Genomic DNA, 18,164 nt, shown 5'->3' with positions numbered 1-18,164 from the left:
TATACCGAGATTAAACAGCATCACTGTCTAAACCCAATCCCTTTTTAATTGTTGCCATTTGCAGCTCTAGCTGCGAGCGAATATCAGACACCAACTCACTCGACTCATTTACTTGGCTTTTCATATTATGCATTGATTGGGTAAAGTCACTAAGGAAATTGCTTTGCTGTTTTGCAAGCTCCATTGCTTCAACTGCAACTGTGTTTGCCTGCTGAGCATTATTTGCGACCCCTTCAGAGTTTGCTTGAAGCTCTTGGGCATTTTCGGTTTGTAGCTGTGCATCCTCAGTTAACGCATTAATTTGTGAATAGACCATTTGAGAGTTCTCACTTAATAACGCCAGCTGATCGTTAATCTCTTTTAACGAACCTTGGGTTTGCATGGCTAATTGCCTTACTTCATCAGCAACCACCGCAAAACCTCGGCCTTGCTCACCGGCTCTTGCTGATTCTATTGCAGCGTTCAGTGCTAATAAATTGGTTTGTTCAGCTATGGTGCGAATAACCGTTATTATATTACTCACTCCTTGTACGCCGCTCAGTAACTCTTGCACACTGTGCATACCTTGTTCAATACGTTGCTGTGTATCAGAACTCGCATTAAGCATATTTTTAGCAAAACCAACACTTTGCTGCATTGCCTCATAAGTACTTTGAGCATTTTCAGCAGCTTGAGCGTTAATATGATTAACCTGCTCACCTATGTGTTGAATATTTACTAGTAAACTTTCATTTTTAACAACTTGTTCGTAGCTAGTCGCGCTTTTTGTACCTATTTTTTCTAAATGCTCACTCATTTGCTCCATGAAGTCACTAACGACACCGAGCATACTCGCTCTTTCTTGCGCCTCCAGACGCTGGCGCTCAATTAACAGGTTAAAATACTGCGCTATTTCACCAACCTCTGTTTTAGGATTATTCACTGTAATATTTTTTAACTCATTACTTTCGATTAAAAATGCAAACCCATCTCGTAATTGCCGCAAAGGCTGTAAAACCTGTTTACGTTGCACCCAATAAACACCAAAAGCTAATATTACTAAACCACCTATTGCAATTCCAAACACCCAAAATACTTGTTGTTTAACGGTATCTTGCTGCGCTTTTAATGTTTGCTCTGCCTCAATCACTGTTTTTGATAACACGCTAATTTGTTCACGTAACTCATTCGTTCCAGAATTACGCTGCTTTGCTTGCGATAAAGTACTGCTTAAATCACGTAAATAGCGCTTAGGCCAACTAACCAACTCCGCTTTTATATCAGCAGCCAAATCCTCTGGCTCCTCATCTACAAATAAAGCAAATTCATCAACCTCAGTCATCACTCCTAAATTAGGCAACTGTGCAATTTTTGCAGCGAGTAAGTTTAAATTTTTTACGCTTTGTTGCAGGCTTTTTTCAATTTCAGGCTGGTAATCATTTAGCAGTTGATAGGTCGATAAAGATAAATTAACCACTTCACTATAATAATCACTCGCCAATTTATTGTAGCTTAGAGCATGGCTACTTTGAGTTGATGCTTTTTGTACATAATTTATAAGCGATGACGCTGAGCCCGCCATTTGTCTCAGAGCATTGTCTAAAAGCGCAGTTTCGTTACCTGAGAGCTTTCCTAGTGCTCTGTATTTACCGTTAATGTCTTTATTTAGTGAAAATAGCTGTGTTGAAAGGCGCACTTCTAACTCAGAGGGAAGTACCGTTAGCTGCTGCGCTTTAAGTTGTTCAATTAAAGCTGAAGATTGCGTCAGGTATTGGCTATTGCCTCGTGCCAAGTAGTCTTCTAAAAGGCCAGCAAGATCGACCATTATGGTATTTTTTAATTGGCTATAAGCAATATCTTGTTGTTGAATTTTTAGTAATGTATGACTTGCCCATAACAAGGTAGCAGCGAGCAACACACTGGCTAACGTTAATAAAATAGCTAAAAGACGGGTAAAAAATGATACACGCATAAACATATCTCAAAAGTGACATTCATACAGAGTATTGAATTTTTATGACATTTTTATGTAAAAGACTTAATTAGGGTAATAGTCAGGTGTATTGAGAGATAGATAAAGACTCAATAGAAGGATGTTTTAAGTAACTAATAAAAAACCGCGTATAAACGCGGTTTTTTTTAAATTAAGCTTTTAATTAAAGGCCTGCGCGGTCTTTAATAATAGGGATTAAAGCTGAACCAGCATGATTTGCCTCAGCCCAAGCGATATCTGCGCCATCTTCAAGTGAGCTTTTTGATAAGTTTTTAACAATGTACTCACCCGTATCAACCGCATTACTTGCAACAGCGTGACGCAATAAGTTGTTACCATTACAGAAAACTGCATCATAGATATTACGTACTTTCACACGTGAACTTTTTAGTTTGCTACGCAGACGATTTTTATCATCAGCGGCAATGTATTCACAGACTGAAACAGCTAACTGATCATCAGCGCTTACAGGCGCAGTATAAGCGAACGAACCCGCTGCAATAGCAGCAATTACAACTAGCTTTGGTAATTTAATCATTGATTGGACACCCTATATTAATACTTTTTTCGTACTCGACTGTTTAATATTGTACCAACACGCTCAGATTTTGGCAATAATGTTAAGAAACTTTATTCAAAGTTACGAACTTATAACTATATTTATTTTTATCATCGGGCGTCATCAACATTTCATCTGCAATTTGCCAGTTTGCAACACTTTTATAATCAGGAAATTGTGTATCCCCTTCAACATCTAAGTCTATAAAGGTTAAATACAAGCGCTGCGCCTGCGCTAAAAACTGCTGGTAGATGTTTCCGCCACCAATTATCATCACCTCTGCAACATCATTAACAAGCTCAAGTGCAGCTTCTGGTGTGGTTACTGTTTCAATTCCTGATGCGTGATAGTCTTTATTACGAGTAATAATAATATTACGTCGCCCAGGTAACGGTCGGCCTATTGATTCAAATGTTTTGCGCCCCATAATAACGGGTTTACCAGAGGTTACTTTTTTAAAGTGCTGAAGGTCACCAGGTAAATGCCATGGCATTTTATTATCTAAGCCAATGACACGGTTATTTGCCATTGCTGCAATCATTGAAATTATCACACTAAATACCCAATACTTTATTATTAATCAAAGAAAAAGGAGCGTTAGCTCCTTTTAAATATAAACAATTATTAACGCTCGTAGACAACTTCTACGTCGTAATCATCTTCATCCCAATCATCCCAGTCATCATCATCGCCTTTAGTGGCTTTTTGATGGTAGGTATCCCACTTAAATTCAACCTCTTCGTCTGCCACTTCTACAAACTTCTCTTTAGGCATGTTATCAAGTAGCGTCATGATGTCGTGAATTAATGGCTGCGTATTTAATTTATTAATTGCAGCAATACTGTAAATATTTTCAGACTCACCCAACTCTTCTGCAATTTGCTCACATAAGGCTTTGGCTTCATCTTCAGGCAATAAATCAATTTTATTAAATACTAACCAGCGTGGCTTTTCAGCAAGCTTAGGGCTGTACTGGTGTAGCTCGTTGATGATTGCAAATGCATTATCAACAGGATTAGAGCCATCAACTGGCATTACATCTATAATATGTAAAAGCACACGACAACGCTCTAAATGCTTTAAGAAGCGAATACCTAATCCAGCACCCTCTGACGCGCCTTCAATCAAACCTGGAATATCAGCGATGACAAATGATTTGTTTGCTTCCGGACGAACAACCCCTAAGTTAGGAATCAGCGTAGTAAATGGATAATCAGCTACTTTAGGTTTTGCAGCTGACACACTGCGGATAAAGGTTGATTTACCTGCATTTGGTAAGCCTAGTAAGCCGACATCAGCCAGTAGCATTAGCTCTAACTTAAGGTTACGTACTTCACCCGGTGTGCCAAGTGTTTTTTGACGTGGAGCACGATTAGTACTTGATTTAAAACGCGCATTCCCCAAGCCATGGAAACCGCCTTTTGCAACCACAATTCGTTGACCATCTTGGGTTAAATCCCCTAATGATTCCTGTGTATCAACATCAATAATACGTGTACCAACAGGCACTTTAACGATCAGGTCTTCACCTTTTTTACCCGTACAATTACGGCTTTGACCGTTTGTACCGCGTTCTGCTCTGTGAAAACGCTCAAATTGATAGTCAATAAGGGTATTTAAGTTTTCATCAGCTTGTAGATAAACACTACCACCGTCTCCACCGTCACCGCCATCAGGTCCACCATCTGGAACATATTTCTCACGACGAAAAGACACGATGCCGCTGCCACCGTCACCAGCTTCTGCGCGAATTTCTACTTCATCTACAAACTTCATGATTACTCACTTTAGGGATTGGCTTGTTAATAACTCTATTATATACCTAAGTGGCCTATAGAGCACACTGAGCATAAAAACACTTGGGTATATATTTAAACATGCTTAAAACAAAAAACCCCGCAAAGGCGGGGTTTTTTAACTACCTTACTGATTACTCAGCTACGATAGTTACGTATTTACGGTTTAAAGGACCTTTTTGTTCAAACTGAACTTTACCATCTGCTTTTGCGAAGATAGTGTGGTCTTTACCGATACCTACGTTTGCGCCTGGGTGGAAACGAGTTCCACGCTGACGAACAATGATGCTACCCGCTAGAACTGATTCGCCACCAAAACGCTTAACACCTAGGCGTTTGCTTTCTGAATCGCGACCGTTACGAGTACTACCAGCTGCTTTTTTATGTGCCATTTCTAAGTACCTCTAATTAAGCGCTAATGCCAGTGATTTTAACTTCTGTGAACCATTGACGATGGCCCATTTGCTTACGAGAATGCTTACGGCGTCTAAATTTAACAACCTTAATCTTCTCACCGCGACCGTGTGAAACAACCTCAGCTGTTACTTTACCACCGTTTACGAACGGTACACCAATCTCGATCTTCTCACCATCAGCAACTAAAAGTACTGAATCAAATTCAACTGCTGCACCAGTTTCAACGTCTAATTTCTCAAGACGAATTGTTTGACCTTCAGTCACACGGTGCTGTTTACCACCACTTTGGAAAACCGCGTACATAATTAACTCCGTCTGTGCGCCCTCAAATCGACGCAACTAAAATATTCTTCAATAGGGCGCGAAGTTTACGCTAATGCGTAAAAACTAGCAAGCCTCTTTTTGTAATTAAATGAATAAAAAGTAGCTGCATTGAGAGCAATTCAATATTTCCTCTATTTTATATTAAAATCCCCCTTTGCCAAGCGCTTTTTAACGGTTACAGAAAATAAATTAGCAATAGCAAAGCGAGCCTATGTAGTTCAATTAACCGCCAAGGGTGATTCAAAATTAAACCAGGGTGTTTAATCAATTATTCACAAGGTTAATAGGTCATTTAACCTACTTAAGGGTGTTTTTTTAAGGAATCATCACAAAATATCGAGCTAATGCATTTTTTGTTGTACAATCTGCGCCGTTCACACATTAAAATTGGCTCGGAGATCAATGGATATAAAAGCTATCCAGGCGTTAATCGAAAGCGATATGAATGACGTCAATCAACTAATACATGCGCAAATGCGCTCAGATGTGGCGTTAGTTAATCAACTTGGTTTGTATATTGTTAACAGCGGTGGCAAACGTGTTCGCCCCATGTTGGCTATTTTGGCGGCTAAAGCGCTAGGTTACCAAGGCAAAGATCACATTACGCTAGCAACTATCATTGAATTTATTCATACCGCAACGCTTTTACATGATGATGTTGTAGATGAATCTAATTTGCGCCGTGGCACACCTACAGCAAATGCTGAGTTTGGTAATGCTGCTAGCGTACTGGTGGGTGATTTTATTTACACCCGCTCGTTTCAGCTAATGGTGGGTCTTGGTAAAATGCAAATAATGCAAGTACTGGCTGATGCAACCAACATTATTGCTGAAGGTGAAGTGCTGCAATTAATGAACTGCAACGACCCTGATACCACTGAAGCCAGTTATATGCAGGTTATTTATTCTAAAACCGCCAAGCTATTTGAAGCAGCGACGGGTCTTGCGGCCATTATTACTGAGCAAGACGATAGTGTACTAGAGGCACTTAATTTGTATGGCATGCATTTAGGTACTGCTTTTCAGTTAGTGGATGATGTTTTAGATTACAACGCTGATGCCGACCAACTTGGTAAAAACATTGGCGACGATTTAGCTGAAGGTAAGCCGACGTTACCTCTTATATATGCAATGCAACACGGTAGTGAGCATCAAACACAGTTAATAAGAGACGCTATTGAGCACTGTAATGGTATGGAGCACCTTGACGAGATACTGGCTGCGCTCAAACATACCAATGCCCTTGAGTTCACAATGGAAAAAGCCGAGCAAGAAGCAGAAAAAGCAATTGCCTGTTTAGATTGCTTAGCGGAGTCGAGTTACAAGCAAGCACTAATTAGCTTAGCTAGAATATCGGTTGACCGCGACCACTAAGTAATACTGTGTAGATAATTCCGAGCAATAAAAAAGCCTGCAAATGCAGGCTTTTTTATGGGTTAATTTTGGCTATTACGCCATAAAATCAACACCTTCTTTGATATCTTTTTTCAGCGTTTCAAGCATGTCATTTTTAGCTTGCTCTTCAAATGCGCTTAGAGTGCCGTAAGAAAGAATTTCTTCTACGCCATTTTTGCCTAAACGTACTGGGTGTGCAAAGTACTCTGCATCGCCATTTTCAACAGCAACGTATGCATAATCTACAACGTCTTCACCTTGTAAGCCTTTAACTAAAGACATACAAAAACGTGCTGCAGCAGCACCCATAGATAATGTTGCAGAACCACCGCCCGCTTTAGCATTAACTACTTCAGTACCTGCGTTTTGGATACGAGGAGTTAGTGTAGCTACTTCTTCATCAGTGAAAGTAACACCTTCAACTTGAGAAAGTAACGGTAGAATGGTTGTGCCTGAGTGGCCACCAATCACTGGTACTTTAACACTTGCTACGTCTACGCCTTTAAGTTCAGCAATAAACGCTTCAGAACGGATAACATCGAGTGTTGTAATACCAAATACACGCTTAGCATCGTAAGTACCTGCTTTTTTGAATACTTCAGCAACAATCGGTACAGTTCCATTAACTGGGTTAGTGATAATACCTACAAGCGCTTTAGGACAGTTAGCAACAATGCCTTCTGCTAATGTTTTAATGATACCAGCGTTAACATTAAATAAATCTGCACGATCCATACCTGGCTTACGTGGCATACCCGCTGGGATTAAAACAATATCACAACCTGTTAATGCTTTATCTAGTGCATCTGCACCAAAACCTTCAACTTTTACATCTGTTGGGATATGAGAAAGGTCAACAGCAACACCAGGAACTACTGGCGCAACATCATATAGTGATAATTCTGAACCAGCTGGTAAGCCTGTTTTTAATAATAAAGACAACGCTTGACCGATACCACCTGCAGCACCTAATACAGCAACTTTCATTGGAATTCTCCGTGATTTGAGGAAGGAAATATTTGTGGTTTATAAGATAAAGAAATTAGCGACTAAAAACAAATTTATCCTGCCTATTTTAGCTATATTTTCGACCATAGTTGTAAACTTTGCTGTTTAAACGCAGCAAAACCTAAACAACTGCTGCATAAATATGCATTTTTGTGTAGAATTTGCAGTATCGACAACATAAATAATTAGACACTATGCAACCACAAGACAAACAAGAAGCATTGGTAAAAGCCTTTAAAGCACTTTTAAAAGAAGAGAATTTTGGCTCACAAGGCGAAATAGTTGACGCATTAAAAGAACAAGGCTTTGATAATATTAGCCAAAGTAAAGTGTCGCGGATGTTAAGTAAGTTTGGCGCGGTACGTACCCGCAATGCAAAACAAGAAATGGTGTACTGTTTACCTGCCGAAATGGGTGTACCAACCGCTAAAAGCCCGTTACGCCAGTTAGTTATTGACATTATGCATAACGAAATGATGATTATTATTCGCACCAGCCCAGGCGCTGCGCAGCTAATTGCCCGTTTACTTGACTCATTAGGTAAAGCAGATGGCGTATTAGGAACAATTGCCGGCGATGACACTATTTTTATTGCGCCAGCGAAAGTATCAGAAATAGACCTCACATTAGAGCGTGTGCGTATTTTGTTTGATACGGTTTAAACTCGTTTGGTTATCACTGTTACGGCTATACTAATACGTAGCCGTTACTGGCTTGTTTTATAGCTGCTTTAGAAATCGCACTGAGGGTGCAAAAAACGCAGAGCCCATATCTGCTTGAGTAAAATCAAGCCAATGGTCGTAATACTCCCCCTGCCCTAATCGGCTATTGAGTACTTTCTCGAACGCATCCCCTTTAGCCGAGCACGTAATCATTAACATCCCCTGCTCATACACGTCGCCATAAGGCATACTTTGATTTAGTAATAATGCTTGCCCCTGTTCATCTTTTAATTCACTTCGGGTTGCATGGCTGCTTTCAAGTGCGGGGCTTATTAGGGTATTGTCGAGACGAGTACGCCCCATTATTTGTTCTTGTTCTTGCAACGACAAGTGCTGCCATAACGTTAAGTCATGCTTATAGCGCTGAACATGAATATAGCTGCCTTGATCTTCAAAGCTATCAGGCTTATTAACGAGGGCCGTTACCCGTTTTTGACGACCATGCGGAGTATCGCCCGCATAAATAAAACCATTAAAATCACGGCCATCTAGAAAACGAAAATTACGAATTTGCTCCACCAGCTCAACATCAGGGTTGAAAAGTTTTAATATTTGCAATGCAAACAGGTGGTTTACATCTTCTCTGTCTGAGCGGATTTGTACAAATAAATCGCATGGCCTTGCACTCATCACAAAATCGCTATGGGTGATATTAGGAAAGCTTTGCAGCTCACTTGGCATATAATCAGGCAGAATGTGTGGCCAATATTGCGCGCCAATTGCCACCATACAAGAAAGCATAGATTCAGAGAACTGATCACTAAACTCATCTTCAATATCGCTCACTTGTTTAAGCTTAGCGCGAAGTGATTCGTCGTGACCATCAAGTACATTAAAAAATAAGTGCAAACCGTGTAAGTTTGCTTCAGCACAAATCCCTGATTGCGCTTGCGCCATTGTTATTCCTTACTTTTTAGAGCAAAACACAGTGATTAATTACGATTCAAAAAAATTCACCGTGTGCGGTTTTATTTTTATTATAACCTGTTCATTAATTTCAAATGACTGGCCATACTGAGCTGCAACTTCTATTTCTTGTTCAGCAATAACCACAGTGTATACATAAGCAGAGCCAATAAAGCGACTACTTAGTATAGTTACGCACTCACACTCCAGCTCGTTATCATTATTACTGGCAAGTTCAAGTTGATGTGGGCGCACATAAATAACACCCTTTTTAGCCACTGCGCATTGCTGTGGCAGTATTGATTTAACCACACCAAACTGTGTTTTATATTCAGTTGCTGTTAATACAGTTGCGCTTAAGTATATGCCCTGACCCAGAAATTCTGCAACCTCCTTTGAACTTGGTTTGGCAAAAAGCTGCTCTGGCGTGCCTTGCTGCGCAATTTTACCTTGATGCATAACCGCAAGCGTATCTGAAAATGCAAACGCCTCTTCTTTTGAGTGAGTAACAAACACTGCCGACACTTGCTGAGCTTTAATAATACGCCTAATATCGGCGATTAATTCAAATCGGACTTGGGTATCAATATTAGAAAACGGCTCATCTAACAAGAGTAAACTGGGTTTATAAGCTAATGCACGTGCAATCGCTACCCGTTGCTGTTGCCCACCAGAGAGTTGATGTGGGTACCTATCGGCGCAGCCAATCAAATGCACAAGCTTTAACATTTCATCCACGCGAGCTTGTTTATTCGCTTTGCTCATACCGCTTAGGCCAAAGCCAATATTATTCGCTACCGTTAAATGTGGGAATAGTGCGTAGTCTTGAAACATCATGCCAATATTACGATGCTCAGGTGAAACAAACGTATTGGCATCACTGACTAATTTACCATCAATAAATACCTGTCCTTGCTTGGCCTCAATTAATCCTGCAATGGCTTTAAGCGTGGTGGTTTTGCCGCAGCCACTGGCACCGAGTAAACACACTATTTCGTCTTTACCTAAGGTTAGGTCTAAATCATCTACAACCTTAGTCCCGTTATATGCATAGCTCACGCCTTGTAAAATCAAACTACTCATTTAACTACGTTGCTCCATTGAACGGTTAATAAAATATAACGGAATAAAGCCCACCACCACTATAAATAAAGCTGATATAGAGGCCAGCTCTAATTGTTCGTCACTGACATATTGAAACACGTGCGTTGCTAAGCTTTCAAAGTCAAAAGGCCTTAGCAGTAAGGCTGCGGGCAGCTCTTTCATACACTCAATAAAGACCAATAAACCTGCGGTTAATAAGCCTCGGCGCAATAAAGGCAAATGCACTAAGCGTAATGTGCGGCCTTGGCTTTTCCCCATTGACTGACTTGCCATATCAAGCGAGGGGCTAATACGTGAAAAGCTTGACTCTATGGCACCATGTGCAACTGCGTAAAATCGCACTATATAAGCAAAAATAATAGTGACTAAGCTGCCAGTAAGTAATAAGCCAATATCTAAATCATAAGGGGTTAAAATGCGGTTAATGGTGTTTTCTAATAGTGTTAGTGGCAACAATACCGCAATCGCTAATACTGTGCCGGGTAACGCATAGCCCGTACTGGCCAAACGCCCAGGAATTAATGGATTTGTTTGTTTAGCAATGCGCTGATAAAACACCACTAAAACACTCAGTATAATAGTCACCACACTGACTACAGCTGCCACTTTTAAACTTTGCCATGCATAGCTAAAAAACTCACTATTCCACGCTTGATCAAAATACATAACTGCATATTTGAGCAATACAACCATCGGAATAATAAACGAAATAATTAAAATAAAGCTACAAAACCCCGTTGCTAACCATGCAGACTTACCTTTAAGAATATAAAGTGCCTCACTGTTCACACTCGATTGACGCTCAAACACCGCTTGGTTACGACGGCTAAAACGCTCGGTGATCAATGCTAAGAACAGCAATAACAACATCACCCCTGAAATTTTTGCTGCTGCAGTTAATGAATAATAGCCAAACCAGGTATCGTATACGGCAGTGGTTAATGTACTGACAGCAAAATAGCTTACGGTGGCAAAATCAGCCATGGTTTCCATGCTGATCAAAGCAAGTGCCGCTACAATGGCACCACGGGATAATACAAGGCTGACTTTAAAAAAGCTTTTCCATGCATTTAGCCCCATTAACTGACTGGCTTGGACTAACTTAAAAGATTGTTCTCGCAGTGCAGTTTTAAAAATTAAATATAAATACGGGTAGAGTACCAGCGCAATCATAACAATAGCCCCTGGTAAGGTGCGTATATCAAAAAACCAGTAGTCACTTGGCGACTGCCAACCAAACCACTCTCTTAGCGTTATTTGTACCGGCCCCGCATAGTCGAGTAAATCGGTGTACACATAAGCAATAATATAAGTAGGCATGGCAAGAGGCAGCATCAATGCCCATTCAAATTGTTTTTTACCAGGAAAACGGCAATAAGCGGTGAGCCAACCCAGTGGTAACGCAATAAAGCAGCTAAGTAACCCTACACCTAAAACCAGTAATACGGTATTACTTATATAGTCCCACAGTACGGTATTCCACAGGTGGGTAAATACCTCTGAGTCGCCTTGTAAAGATTCTAATAGTAGGAAAAACAACGGGGTCGACAGCAATAACCCCGTCGACCACGCAATAAGCTGCCATTTCGACAGCTGAAATTTATAAGTCATTAAAGATCGAACTTCACCTCATCAATTAGCTTAAGTGCTAACGGACGATATTTGCTAATTTCATCAAGCGGTAAGCTGTCTTCCTTAAAGCTTCCCCATGATGCAACCAAACTAGAAAGTTTCACACCTGGCTTAACCGGATACTCCATATTGAGCGAGGCATACATATTTTGCGCCTTATTGTCTGTCATATACTCTATGAGTTTCAAGGCATTTTCAGGGTTTTTAGCATACTTAGTAATAACCGCACCCGATACATTTATATGTGATCCTCGGTCAGTTTGATTTGGAAAGTTAATATGAACGGCTTCAGCCCATGGTTTTTGTGCTTCATCTTGCAGCATTTTGCCCAAGTAATAACTATTACCTAAGGCTAAATTACATAAACCTTCTTTAACCGCTTTAACTTGCGCTCGATCGTTACCTTGAGGTTTACGCGCTAAATTAGCTTTTACACCCTCAAGCCATGTTTTCGTCTGTGCTTCACCATGATGAGCGATCATAGAAGCTACAAGGCCTAAGTTATATGGGTGTTTGCCAGAGCGAGTACAAATTTGTCCTTTGTATTGCGGCTCAGCAAGCGCTTCGTAGGTAAGGTTAGGCAATGCGCCTAAACGCTCTTTTGAAGAGTAAACATTACGCACGCGCTTAGTGAGCGCTACCCACTGACCATCGCCATCACGAAATGCCGCCGGGACATTATTATTAACCAGCTCGCTTTCTATAGTTTGCGTAAGATTTAGCTCTTCTAATTGAATTAAAGCACTAAAGTTTGAGGTTAAAACTAAATCGGCTTTGCTGTGTTTACCTTCACGCTTAACACGTTCTATTAAGCCTTTTTTAGCAAACACCACATTGGTTTTAATGCCCGTTTGCTGTGTAAAATCGTCTAAAATAGGTTTAATTAAAAAAGGTTGTCGAAATGAGTAAATATTCACAACATCGGTTGCAACAGCCGGTGCTGAGGCAATTAACCCAACAACAAGCGCGAGTGTTTTTTTCATATTGTCTTACCTAACTAATAATTATTATCATTAATTTTACCGCGATGAACTAAAAAGTGCACACTTTATATAATCACTTCGTGGTAAATACGCCAAAAAAAGAAAACCCTTGTAAGACATCTCTTACGCTTATGACAGCTAATGAGTAAAAACACTCTGTATAACACCACAAAAACATAGCAAGTTATTGTATTTTATATAATTTAAAAATATTTCATTTGTAAGAACCAAAACCATAAGCGGTTTTATCCTACATTTACTGCAAATCACTCTCTATAATTAACCCATAAATAAGCAACGACGCTTACCGAGTAAATGGAAACGGACTAACTACTCGAATACCAAGGTTTGGTTTTTAGGATAACAGGGATTTAAGGACAGGCTCAGGATGAGTATCGCAATGGAATGTTGCATAAGGGATAGCATCAGGATGATGCGTAATGGATAACAACACGGAAAAGTTGTTGCTAAAGGATAGGGAATAAAACGGACAGGCCTTAGGGCAACACAACGGAATGGTAGCAAAAGGAATGCACTCGGATGTGCAATAAGGATTGGTAATAGATTTTACCTTACAGGATGTTTCAAGGATTTATGGAGACAGGCCCGGATAGCCTATATTACATAGAACTAGAAAGTAATATTGTAATAACACGGATCGTAAAAATTGGAGTTGATTAGGTTCAATTGCAGGATGCAACAAAGTTAGAAGATTCCGCAAGCGCGACTAGAGATGGTTCGCGCTTTTCTTTTGCCTGAAAATCAGCGGTCAGCGGTCAGCGGTCAGCGGTCAGCGGTCAGCGGTCAGCGGTCAGCGGTCAGCCAAAATTATATATGTTTAAGCTATACTCAAGTGTTAAATTCAGCTTTTTCGTATCAACATCTTGCAGTTTATTCCGGCCTGCCTTTGTTGCGCTTACCGAGTAAATAGGCGTCGCGAAATTTGATAAAATGCTGTTCTAATTTAGTACTCGCATCAACCTCATTCGCTAATGCCAATACCATAATAGCCACTTCTGCCGTACCCAACTGGTGAGCATGAGGTGCTACACGTAATCGGTAATCTGAGAGCTTTTGTGCGGTAATAGAAAGCACGGGCAAATTATCTAAATAAGGACTTTTGCGGATCATTTTTTTAGCTTCACGCCATGTACCATCTAAAAATATAAATAAAGGCGTTTTACCTGCAACAGGCTCCACTTGCGTTACTACTCTATCTGTTTCAACATCTTCTGCAGGAAAAATCACAAAAGGTTGATACTGTTCATTACTTAACAGTGCTAATAAAGCAGGATCTGGGGAGGTTCTATCCCAGCGAAACGCATAATTATCAGGGACTATTTCAGCAATTAAACGCCCTGTATTAGACGGTTTAAAACTTTCATTATGATACATCAGTAAACAAACCGCAGCGTCGCAACTTGCATACTCAGCGCCCTCACAAATACAGTAATGCTTGGCAATTAAGCATTGCTCACAGCGGTCCATCTTACCGCCCCGGGCATTAAACTCGCGTCGAGATTCACTTATTTGCTGGGCACGTAACGCTAAAACTGAATTTTTGAAACCTTGAGTCACTGTGGTTTATTACCTATAAATTGATGGCTGCGCATTGTAGCTAAAATAAAAGGGAATAGATATCAGCTATCAGCTATCAGCTATCAGCTATCAGCTACAAAATTTTGCTCATATTAACTTAAGTGTCAAGGGAGCTTGTCTTTACTGACGGCTGACGGCTGACGGCTGACGGCTGACGGCTGACGGCTGACGGCTATAAAAACAAAAAACCCAAGCCGAGGCTTGGGTTTTTTATCGCGATTAACTAAAAGAAATTACTTCTTCTTTTTAACTGCTTTTTTGTTTGGTAAATCAGTGATTGAACCTTCAAAAATTTCAGCAGCAAGGCCGATTGATTCGTTCAATGTTGGGTGAGCATGAATTGTTAGCGCTAGGTCTTCACCATCTGCACCCATTTCAATACCTAGACCGATTTCGCCCAGCATTTCGCCTGCGTTAATACCAATCATAGCACCACCGATAATACGGCCGCTTTCTTTATCAAAAATAAGCTTAGTAGAACCTTCAGTACGTGAAGAAGCAATTGCACGACCCGATGCAGCCCAAGGGAATACTGCTGTTTCAATGCTTAAACCTTGCTCTTTCGCTTCTTTTTCAGTTACACCCGCCCATGCAATTTCAGGGTCAGTGTAAGCAATTGAAGGAATACACTTAGGATCAAAGTAATGTTTTTGACCAGAGATAACTTCAGCAGCAACATGGCCTTCATGAACCGCTTTATGCGCAAGCATAGGCTGACCCACTAAGTCACCAATTGCAAAAATATGTTCTACGTTAGTACGTAATTGCTTATCAACGTTAATAAAACCACGCTCATCAACATTCACACCCGCTTTATCAGCGTCTAACATGTTACCATTTGGTGTACGACCTACAGCAACAAGTACTTTGTCGTAACGTACTGGCTCTGCTGGTGCATTTTTGCCTTCAAACGTAACATATAAACCGTCGTCTTTTGCTTCAACGCCAGTTACTTTAGTTGAAAGCATCACGTTAAACTTGTCTTTAACATGCTTTTGGTAAATTTTAATGATGTCTTTATCAGCAGCAGGAACTAGTTGGTCTGCAAATTCTACAACATCAATTGCAGAACCTAGTGCACGGTAAACCGTACCCATTTCTAGACCAATAATACCACCACCTAAAACAAGTAGCTTTTCAGGAACATCTTTAAGCTCTAGCGCACCCGTTGAATCAATAACGCGATCATCCTCAGGGATGAAAGGTAAGTTTACAGGTTTAGAACCCGCAGCAATAATTGCGTTATCAAAGGTAATGGTTGTTTTACCGTCAGCGCCTTCAACGTCTAAAGTATTGCTACCAGTAAATTTACCGTAACCAGATACAACTTTTACTTTACGCATTTTAGCCATGCCGTCTAAGCCACCTGTAAGCTGGCCGACAACAGACTCTTTCCAAGAACGAACTTCATCTAAGTCAATTTTTGGTGCGCCAAAAGTAACGCCGTGAGATGACATTTCTGCAGCATCATCAATCACTTTAGCTACGTGTAAAAGTGCTTTAGAAGGAATACAACCAACATTAAGACATACACCACCTAATGTCTCGCGAGATTCTACTAATGTAACTTCTAAGCCCAAGTCAGCAGCGCGAAAAGCCGCAGAGTAACCACCAGGACCACCGCCTAGTACAACAACTTGAGTTTTTAATTCGTTGCTCATGCTATTACCTTTATTGTTTGAACGGGACACAGCCCCAAAATTTAACTGCCATGTTTCTGCAAGGCAGAAAAGGGCATTTGTGCAAATATTGTATCATTGCAAATGATAAAAATCCCAGCTAAAAACAACTGGCTGGGATTTGATTTTATTCACTCTGTAGTAATTACATCACTAACTGACGTATATCACTCATGTAACTTGCAAGAGTAACAGTAAAGCGTGCAGCAAGTGCACCGTCAATCACTCTATGGTCGTAAGACATTGAAAGTGGAACCATTAGCTTAGGCTCAAACTCTTTACCATTCCACTTAGGCTTCATTTCAGATTTTGACACACCTAAAATTGCCACCTCAGGCGCATTCACAATCGGCGTAAATGCCGTACCGCCAATGCCACCTAGGCTTGAAATAGTAAAACAACCACCTTGCATATCTGATGAACTTAACTTGCCATCACGCGCTTTAACAGATACTTCCATAAGCTCACGAGATAGTTCAATAATGCCTTTTTTATCAACATCTTTAAATACTGGTACAACTAAGCCATTTGGCGTATCAACCGCTACACCAATATTAATGTACTTTTTAAGGATTAAGCTTTCGCCATCCTCTGAAAGCGATGAGTTAAATGTAGGGAACTCAGCAAGCGCTTTAGCAGCTGCTTTCATTACAAACACGAGTGGCGTAATTTTAACACCCAGCTTTTTCTTCTCGTTAAGGGCATTTTGCTCTTTACGGAACTGCTCAAGGCTCGTGATATCCGCTTCATCAAACTGGGTAACATGTGGGATTTGCACCCAGTTACGGTGTAAGTTTTTACCTGACAGCTTTTGAATACGAGAGAGTTTTTTCTCTTCTATTTCACCAAACTTAGCAAAATCAACTTTTGGCCATGGAATTAAACCAAGCTCACCGCCACCAGCATTGCCTTTAGCTGCAGATACTTGACCAGACTCAACTTGCTTAACCAGTTGCTTAACATAGTTTTGCACGTCTTCTTTAACAACACGGTTTTTACGGCCCGTGCCTTTAACGTTGGCAAGGTTAATACCAAACTCACGTGCTAAACGGCGAACCACTGGCGATGCATGTGCATAAGCGCTATTGTTTTCAAAGCTTTCAGAGCTTGCTTTAGCAGATGATGCTGCTGATTTTGACTCAGCCTGAGCTGCCGGCTTAGATTCTGTTTTAGGCGCTGGTGCTGATTTTTCTGCAGGTGCTGCAGCTGGTGCACTACCCGCCACTTCAAATACAAAAATCAATGAGCCAGTTTTAACTTTATCGCCAGTCGCTACTTTAATCTCTTTAACAGTACCTGCAAACGGCGCCGGTACTTCCATAGCTGCTTTGTCGCCTTCAACGTTTAAGATAGATTGCTCTTCTTCTACGCTATCGCCAACCACAACCATAACTTCTGTTACTTCAACTTCGTCATCACCAATATCAGGCACGCTAACTTCTTTAGTGCTTGATGCCGATGCTTGTTCAGCAGGCTTCTCTTGTGCTTTTGAATCAGCTGCAGGGGCACTTTGGTTATCACCACCCGCCACTTCAAAAACAAATACTAGTGAACCCGTTTTCACTTTGTCACCAGTATTTACTTTAATTTCTTTTACTGTACCGGCAAAGGGTGCTGGTACTTCCATTGCCGCTTTGTCGCCTTCAACGTTTAAGATAGATTGCTCTTCTTCTACGCTATCACCAACTGCAACCATAATTTCAGTTACTTCAACTTCGTCATCACCAATATCTGGCACAGTGACTTCTTTAGTTGATGAAGCCGATGACGCAGCAGGTGCAGCTTCCTCGGTTTTTTCAGCTTCTTTAGAGTCAGCAGCAGAGTCTTGCGCTTCACCTTCAAAGATGAACACTAAAGTGCCTGTGGTAACAGTGTCACCCACATTTACTTTAATTTCTTTTACCGTACCGGCTTGTTCAGCAGGTACTTCCATCGCAGCTTTATCACCTTCAACACTTAATAGTGATTGGTCAACTTCAACTTTATCGCCAACGCTCACTAGTATTTCGGTTACTTCTACTTCATCGCCACCGATATCAGGTACTTTAATTTCAATACTCATTGCAAA

16 protein-coding genes are annotated in these 18,164 nt (G+C 40.7%); 2 read left to right on the top strand and 14 right to left on the bottom strand.

What is annotated here, in order from left to right:
* Positions 1 to 10: 10 nt before the first annotated feature.
* The 6 genes from ACTRWE_RS08450 to rplU form a co-directional block, all read right to left on the bottom strand.
* A complete protein-coding gene (locus ACTRWE_RS08450; protein ID WP_036956678.1) occupies positions 11 to 1,951 on the bottom strand; it encodes a methyl-accepting chemotaxis protein in 1,941 nt (646 codons plus the stop codon).
* A 184-nt stretch (positions 1,952 to 2,135) separates the two neighbouring features.
* On the bottom strand, positions 2,136 to 2,510 hold the full coding sequence (locus ACTRWE_RS08445; RefSeq protein WP_013465918.1) for a DUF3718 domain-containing protein: 375 nt from the start codon (positions 2,508 to 2,510) through the stop codon (positions 2,136 to 2,138).
* Between the two features lie 82 nt (positions 2,511 to 2,592).
* On the bottom strand, positions 2,593 to 3,084 hold the full coding sequence (folA, locus tag ACTRWE_RS08440) for a type 3 dihydrofolate reductase (protein WP_167378571.1): 492 nt from the start codon (positions 3,082 to 3,084) through the stop codon (positions 2,593 to 2,595).
* 71 nt (positions 3,085 to 3,155) lie between these two features.
* Positions 3,156 to 4,307 carry an Obg family GTPase CgtA gene (gene cgtA / locus ACTRWE_RS08435; protein ID WP_013465920.1) on the bottom strand — a complete coding sequence of 384 codons (1,152 nt, stop codon included), beginning with the start codon at positions 4,305 to 4,307 and terminating at the stop codon, positions 3,156 to 3,158.
* 154 nt (positions 4,308 to 4,461) lie between these two features.
* On the bottom strand, positions 4,462 to 4,719 hold the full coding sequence (gene rpmA, locus ACTRWE_RS08430; protein WP_008114963.1) for a 50S ribosomal protein L27: 258 nt from the start codon (positions 4,717 to 4,719) through the stop codon (positions 4,462 to 4,464).
* 16 nt (positions 4,720 to 4,735) lie between these two features.
* The gene (gene rplU, locus ACTRWE_RS08425; RefSeq protein WP_004587921.1) at positions 4,736 to 5,047 is read right to left on the bottom strand and encodes a 50S ribosomal protein L21; all 312 of its coding nucleotides are present in this window, start codon (positions 5,045 to 5,047) and stop codon (positions 4,736 to 4,738) included.
* 423 nt (positions 5,048 to 5,470) lie between these two features.
* Here rplU and ispB point away from each other — a divergent pair, with 423 nt between their 5' ends.
* On the top strand, positions 5,471 to 6,442 hold the full coding sequence (gene ispB / locus ACTRWE_RS08420) for an octaprenyl diphosphate synthase (RefSeq protein ID WP_024601744.1): 972 nt from the start codon (positions 5,471 to 5,473) through the stop codon (positions 6,440 to 6,442).
* Positions 6,443 to 6,517: 75 nt separating this feature from the next.
* Here the strand turns inward: ispB and mdh are convergent, their stop codons facing one another.
* Complete coding sequence (gene mdh / locus ACTRWE_RS08415; RefSeq protein WP_013465922.1) at positions 6,518 to 7,450, bottom strand: malate dehydrogenase; 933 nt, start codon at positions 7,448 to 7,450, stop codon at positions 6,518 to 6,520.
* Between the two features lie 215 nt (positions 7,451 to 7,665).
* On the opposite strand from mdh, the gene argR reads away from it, so the two are divergent.
* A complete protein-coding gene (argR, locus tag ACTRWE_RS08410; RefSeq protein WP_008114955.1) occupies positions 7,666 to 8,133 on the top strand; it encodes a transcriptional regulator ArgR in 468 nt (155 codons plus the stop codon).
* Positions 8,134 to 8,190: 57 nt separating this feature from the next.
* On the opposite strand, the gene ACTRWE_RS08405 is transcribed toward argR, so the two are convergent.
* The 7 genes from ACTRWE_RS08405 to aceF form a co-directional block, all read right to left on the bottom strand.
* A complete protein-coding gene (locus tag ACTRWE_RS08405; RefSeq protein ID WP_462879831.1) occupies positions 8,191 to 9,090 on the bottom strand; it encodes a Dyp-type peroxidase in 900 nt (299 codons plus the stop codon).
* A gap of 39 nt (positions 9,091 to 9,129) precedes the next feature.
* Complete coding sequence (locus ACTRWE_RS08400) at positions 9,130 to 10,182, bottom strand: ABC transporter ATP-binding protein (RefSeq protein ID WP_462879830.1); 1,053 nt, start codon at positions 10,180 to 10,182, stop codon at positions 9,130 to 9,132.
* Complete coding sequence (locus tag ACTRWE_RS08395; RefSeq protein WP_335674976.1) at positions 10,183 to 11,814, bottom strand: ABC transporter permease; 1,632 nt, start codon at positions 11,812 to 11,814, stop codon at positions 10,183 to 10,185.
* Complete coding sequence (locus ACTRWE_RS08390) at positions 11,814 to 12,818, bottom strand: Fe(3+) ABC transporter substrate-binding protein (protein ID WP_013465926.1); 1,005 nt, start codon at positions 12,816 to 12,818, stop codon at positions 11,814 to 11,816. Before ACTRWE_RS08390 ends, ACTRWE_RS08395 begins: the two co-directional genes overlap by 1 nt.
* Positions 12,819 to 13,709: 891 nt before the next feature.
* Positions 13,710 to 14,396: a tRNA-uridine aminocarboxypropyltransferase gene (locus ACTRWE_RS08385; RefSeq protein ID WP_377112287.1), complete on the bottom strand. Its 687-nt coding sequence runs from the start codon at positions 14,394 to 14,396 to the stop codon at positions 13,710 to 13,712.
* 254 nt (positions 14,397 to 14,650) lie between these two features.
* Positions 14,651 to 16,078, bottom strand: a complete 1,428-nt coding sequence (lpdA, locus tag ACTRWE_RS08380; protein WP_013465928.1) for a dihydrolipoyl dehydrogenase — start codon at positions 16,076 to 16,078, stop codon at positions 14,651 to 14,653.
* Positions 16,079 to 16,241: 163 nt separating this feature from the next.
* Positions 16,242 to 18,158: a pyruvate dehydrogenase complex dihydrolipoyllysine-residue acetyltransferase gene (gene aceF / locus ACTRWE_RS08375; RefSeq protein WP_075169864.1), complete on the bottom strand. Its 1,917-nt coding sequence runs from the start codon at positions 18,156 to 18,158 to the stop codon at positions 16,242 to 16,244.
* Positions 18,159 to 18,164 lie beyond the last annotated feature (6 nt).

This window comes from Pseudoalteromonas sp. G5_S1_54_S4, assembly GCF_054968565.1.
This window is presented reverse-complemented; position numbering and strand designations above follow the sequence as displayed.

Coding starts and splice junctions, on each gene's coding strand:
- ACTRWE_RS08400 (WP_462879830.1), bottom strand. CDS start 10,182: ATGAGTAGTTTGATTTTACAAGGCGTGAGCTATGCATATAACGGGACT.
- ACTRWE_RS08405 (WP_462879831.1), bottom strand. CDS start 9,090: ATGGCGCAAGCGCAATCAGGGATTTGTGCTGAAGCAAACTTACACGGT.
- cgtA (WP_013465920.1), bottom strand. CDS start 4,307: ATGAAGTTTGTAGATGAAGTAGAAATTCGCGCAGAAGCTGGTGACGGT.
- rplU (WP_004587921.1), bottom strand. CDS start 5,047: ATGTACGCGGTTTTCCAAAGTGGTGGTAAACAGCACCGTGTGACTGAA.
- rpmA (WP_008114963.1), bottom strand. CDS start 4,719: ATGGCACATAAAAAAGCAGCTGGTAGTACTCGTAACGGTCGCGATTCA.
- ACTRWE_RS08390 (WP_013465926.1), bottom strand. CDS start 12,818: ATGAAAAAAACACTCGCGCTTGTTGTTGGGTTAATTGCCTCAGCACCG.
- lpdA (WP_013465928.1), bottom strand. CDS start 16,078: ATGAGCAACGAATTAAAAACTCAAGTTGTTGTACTAGGCGGTGGTCCT.
- ispB (WP_024601744.1), top strand. CDS start 5,471: ATGGATATAAAAGCTATCCAGGCGTTAATCGAAAGCGATATGAATGAC.
- mdh (WP_013465922.1), bottom strand. CDS start 7,450: ATGAAAGTTGCTGTATTAGGTGCTGCAGGTGGTATCGGTCAAGCGTTG.
- aceF (WP_075169864.1), bottom strand. CDS start 18,158: ATGAGTATTGAAATTAAAGTACCTGATATCGGTGGCGATGAAGTAGAA.
- ACTRWE_RS08450 (WP_036956678.1), bottom strand. CDS start 1,951: ATGCGTGTATCATTTTTTACCCGTCTTTTAGCTATTTTATTAACGTTA.
- ACTRWE_RS08395 (WP_335674976.1), bottom strand. CDS start 11,814: ATGACTTATAAATTTCAGCTGTCGAAATGGCAGCTTATTGCGTGGTCG.
- argR (WP_008114955.1), top strand. CDS start 7,666: ATGCAACCACAAGACAAACAAGAAGCATTGGTAAAAGCCTTTAAAGCA.
- ACTRWE_RS08445 (WP_013465918.1), bottom strand. CDS start 2,510: ATGATTAAATTACCAAAGCTAGTTGTAATTGCTGCTATTGCAGCGGGT.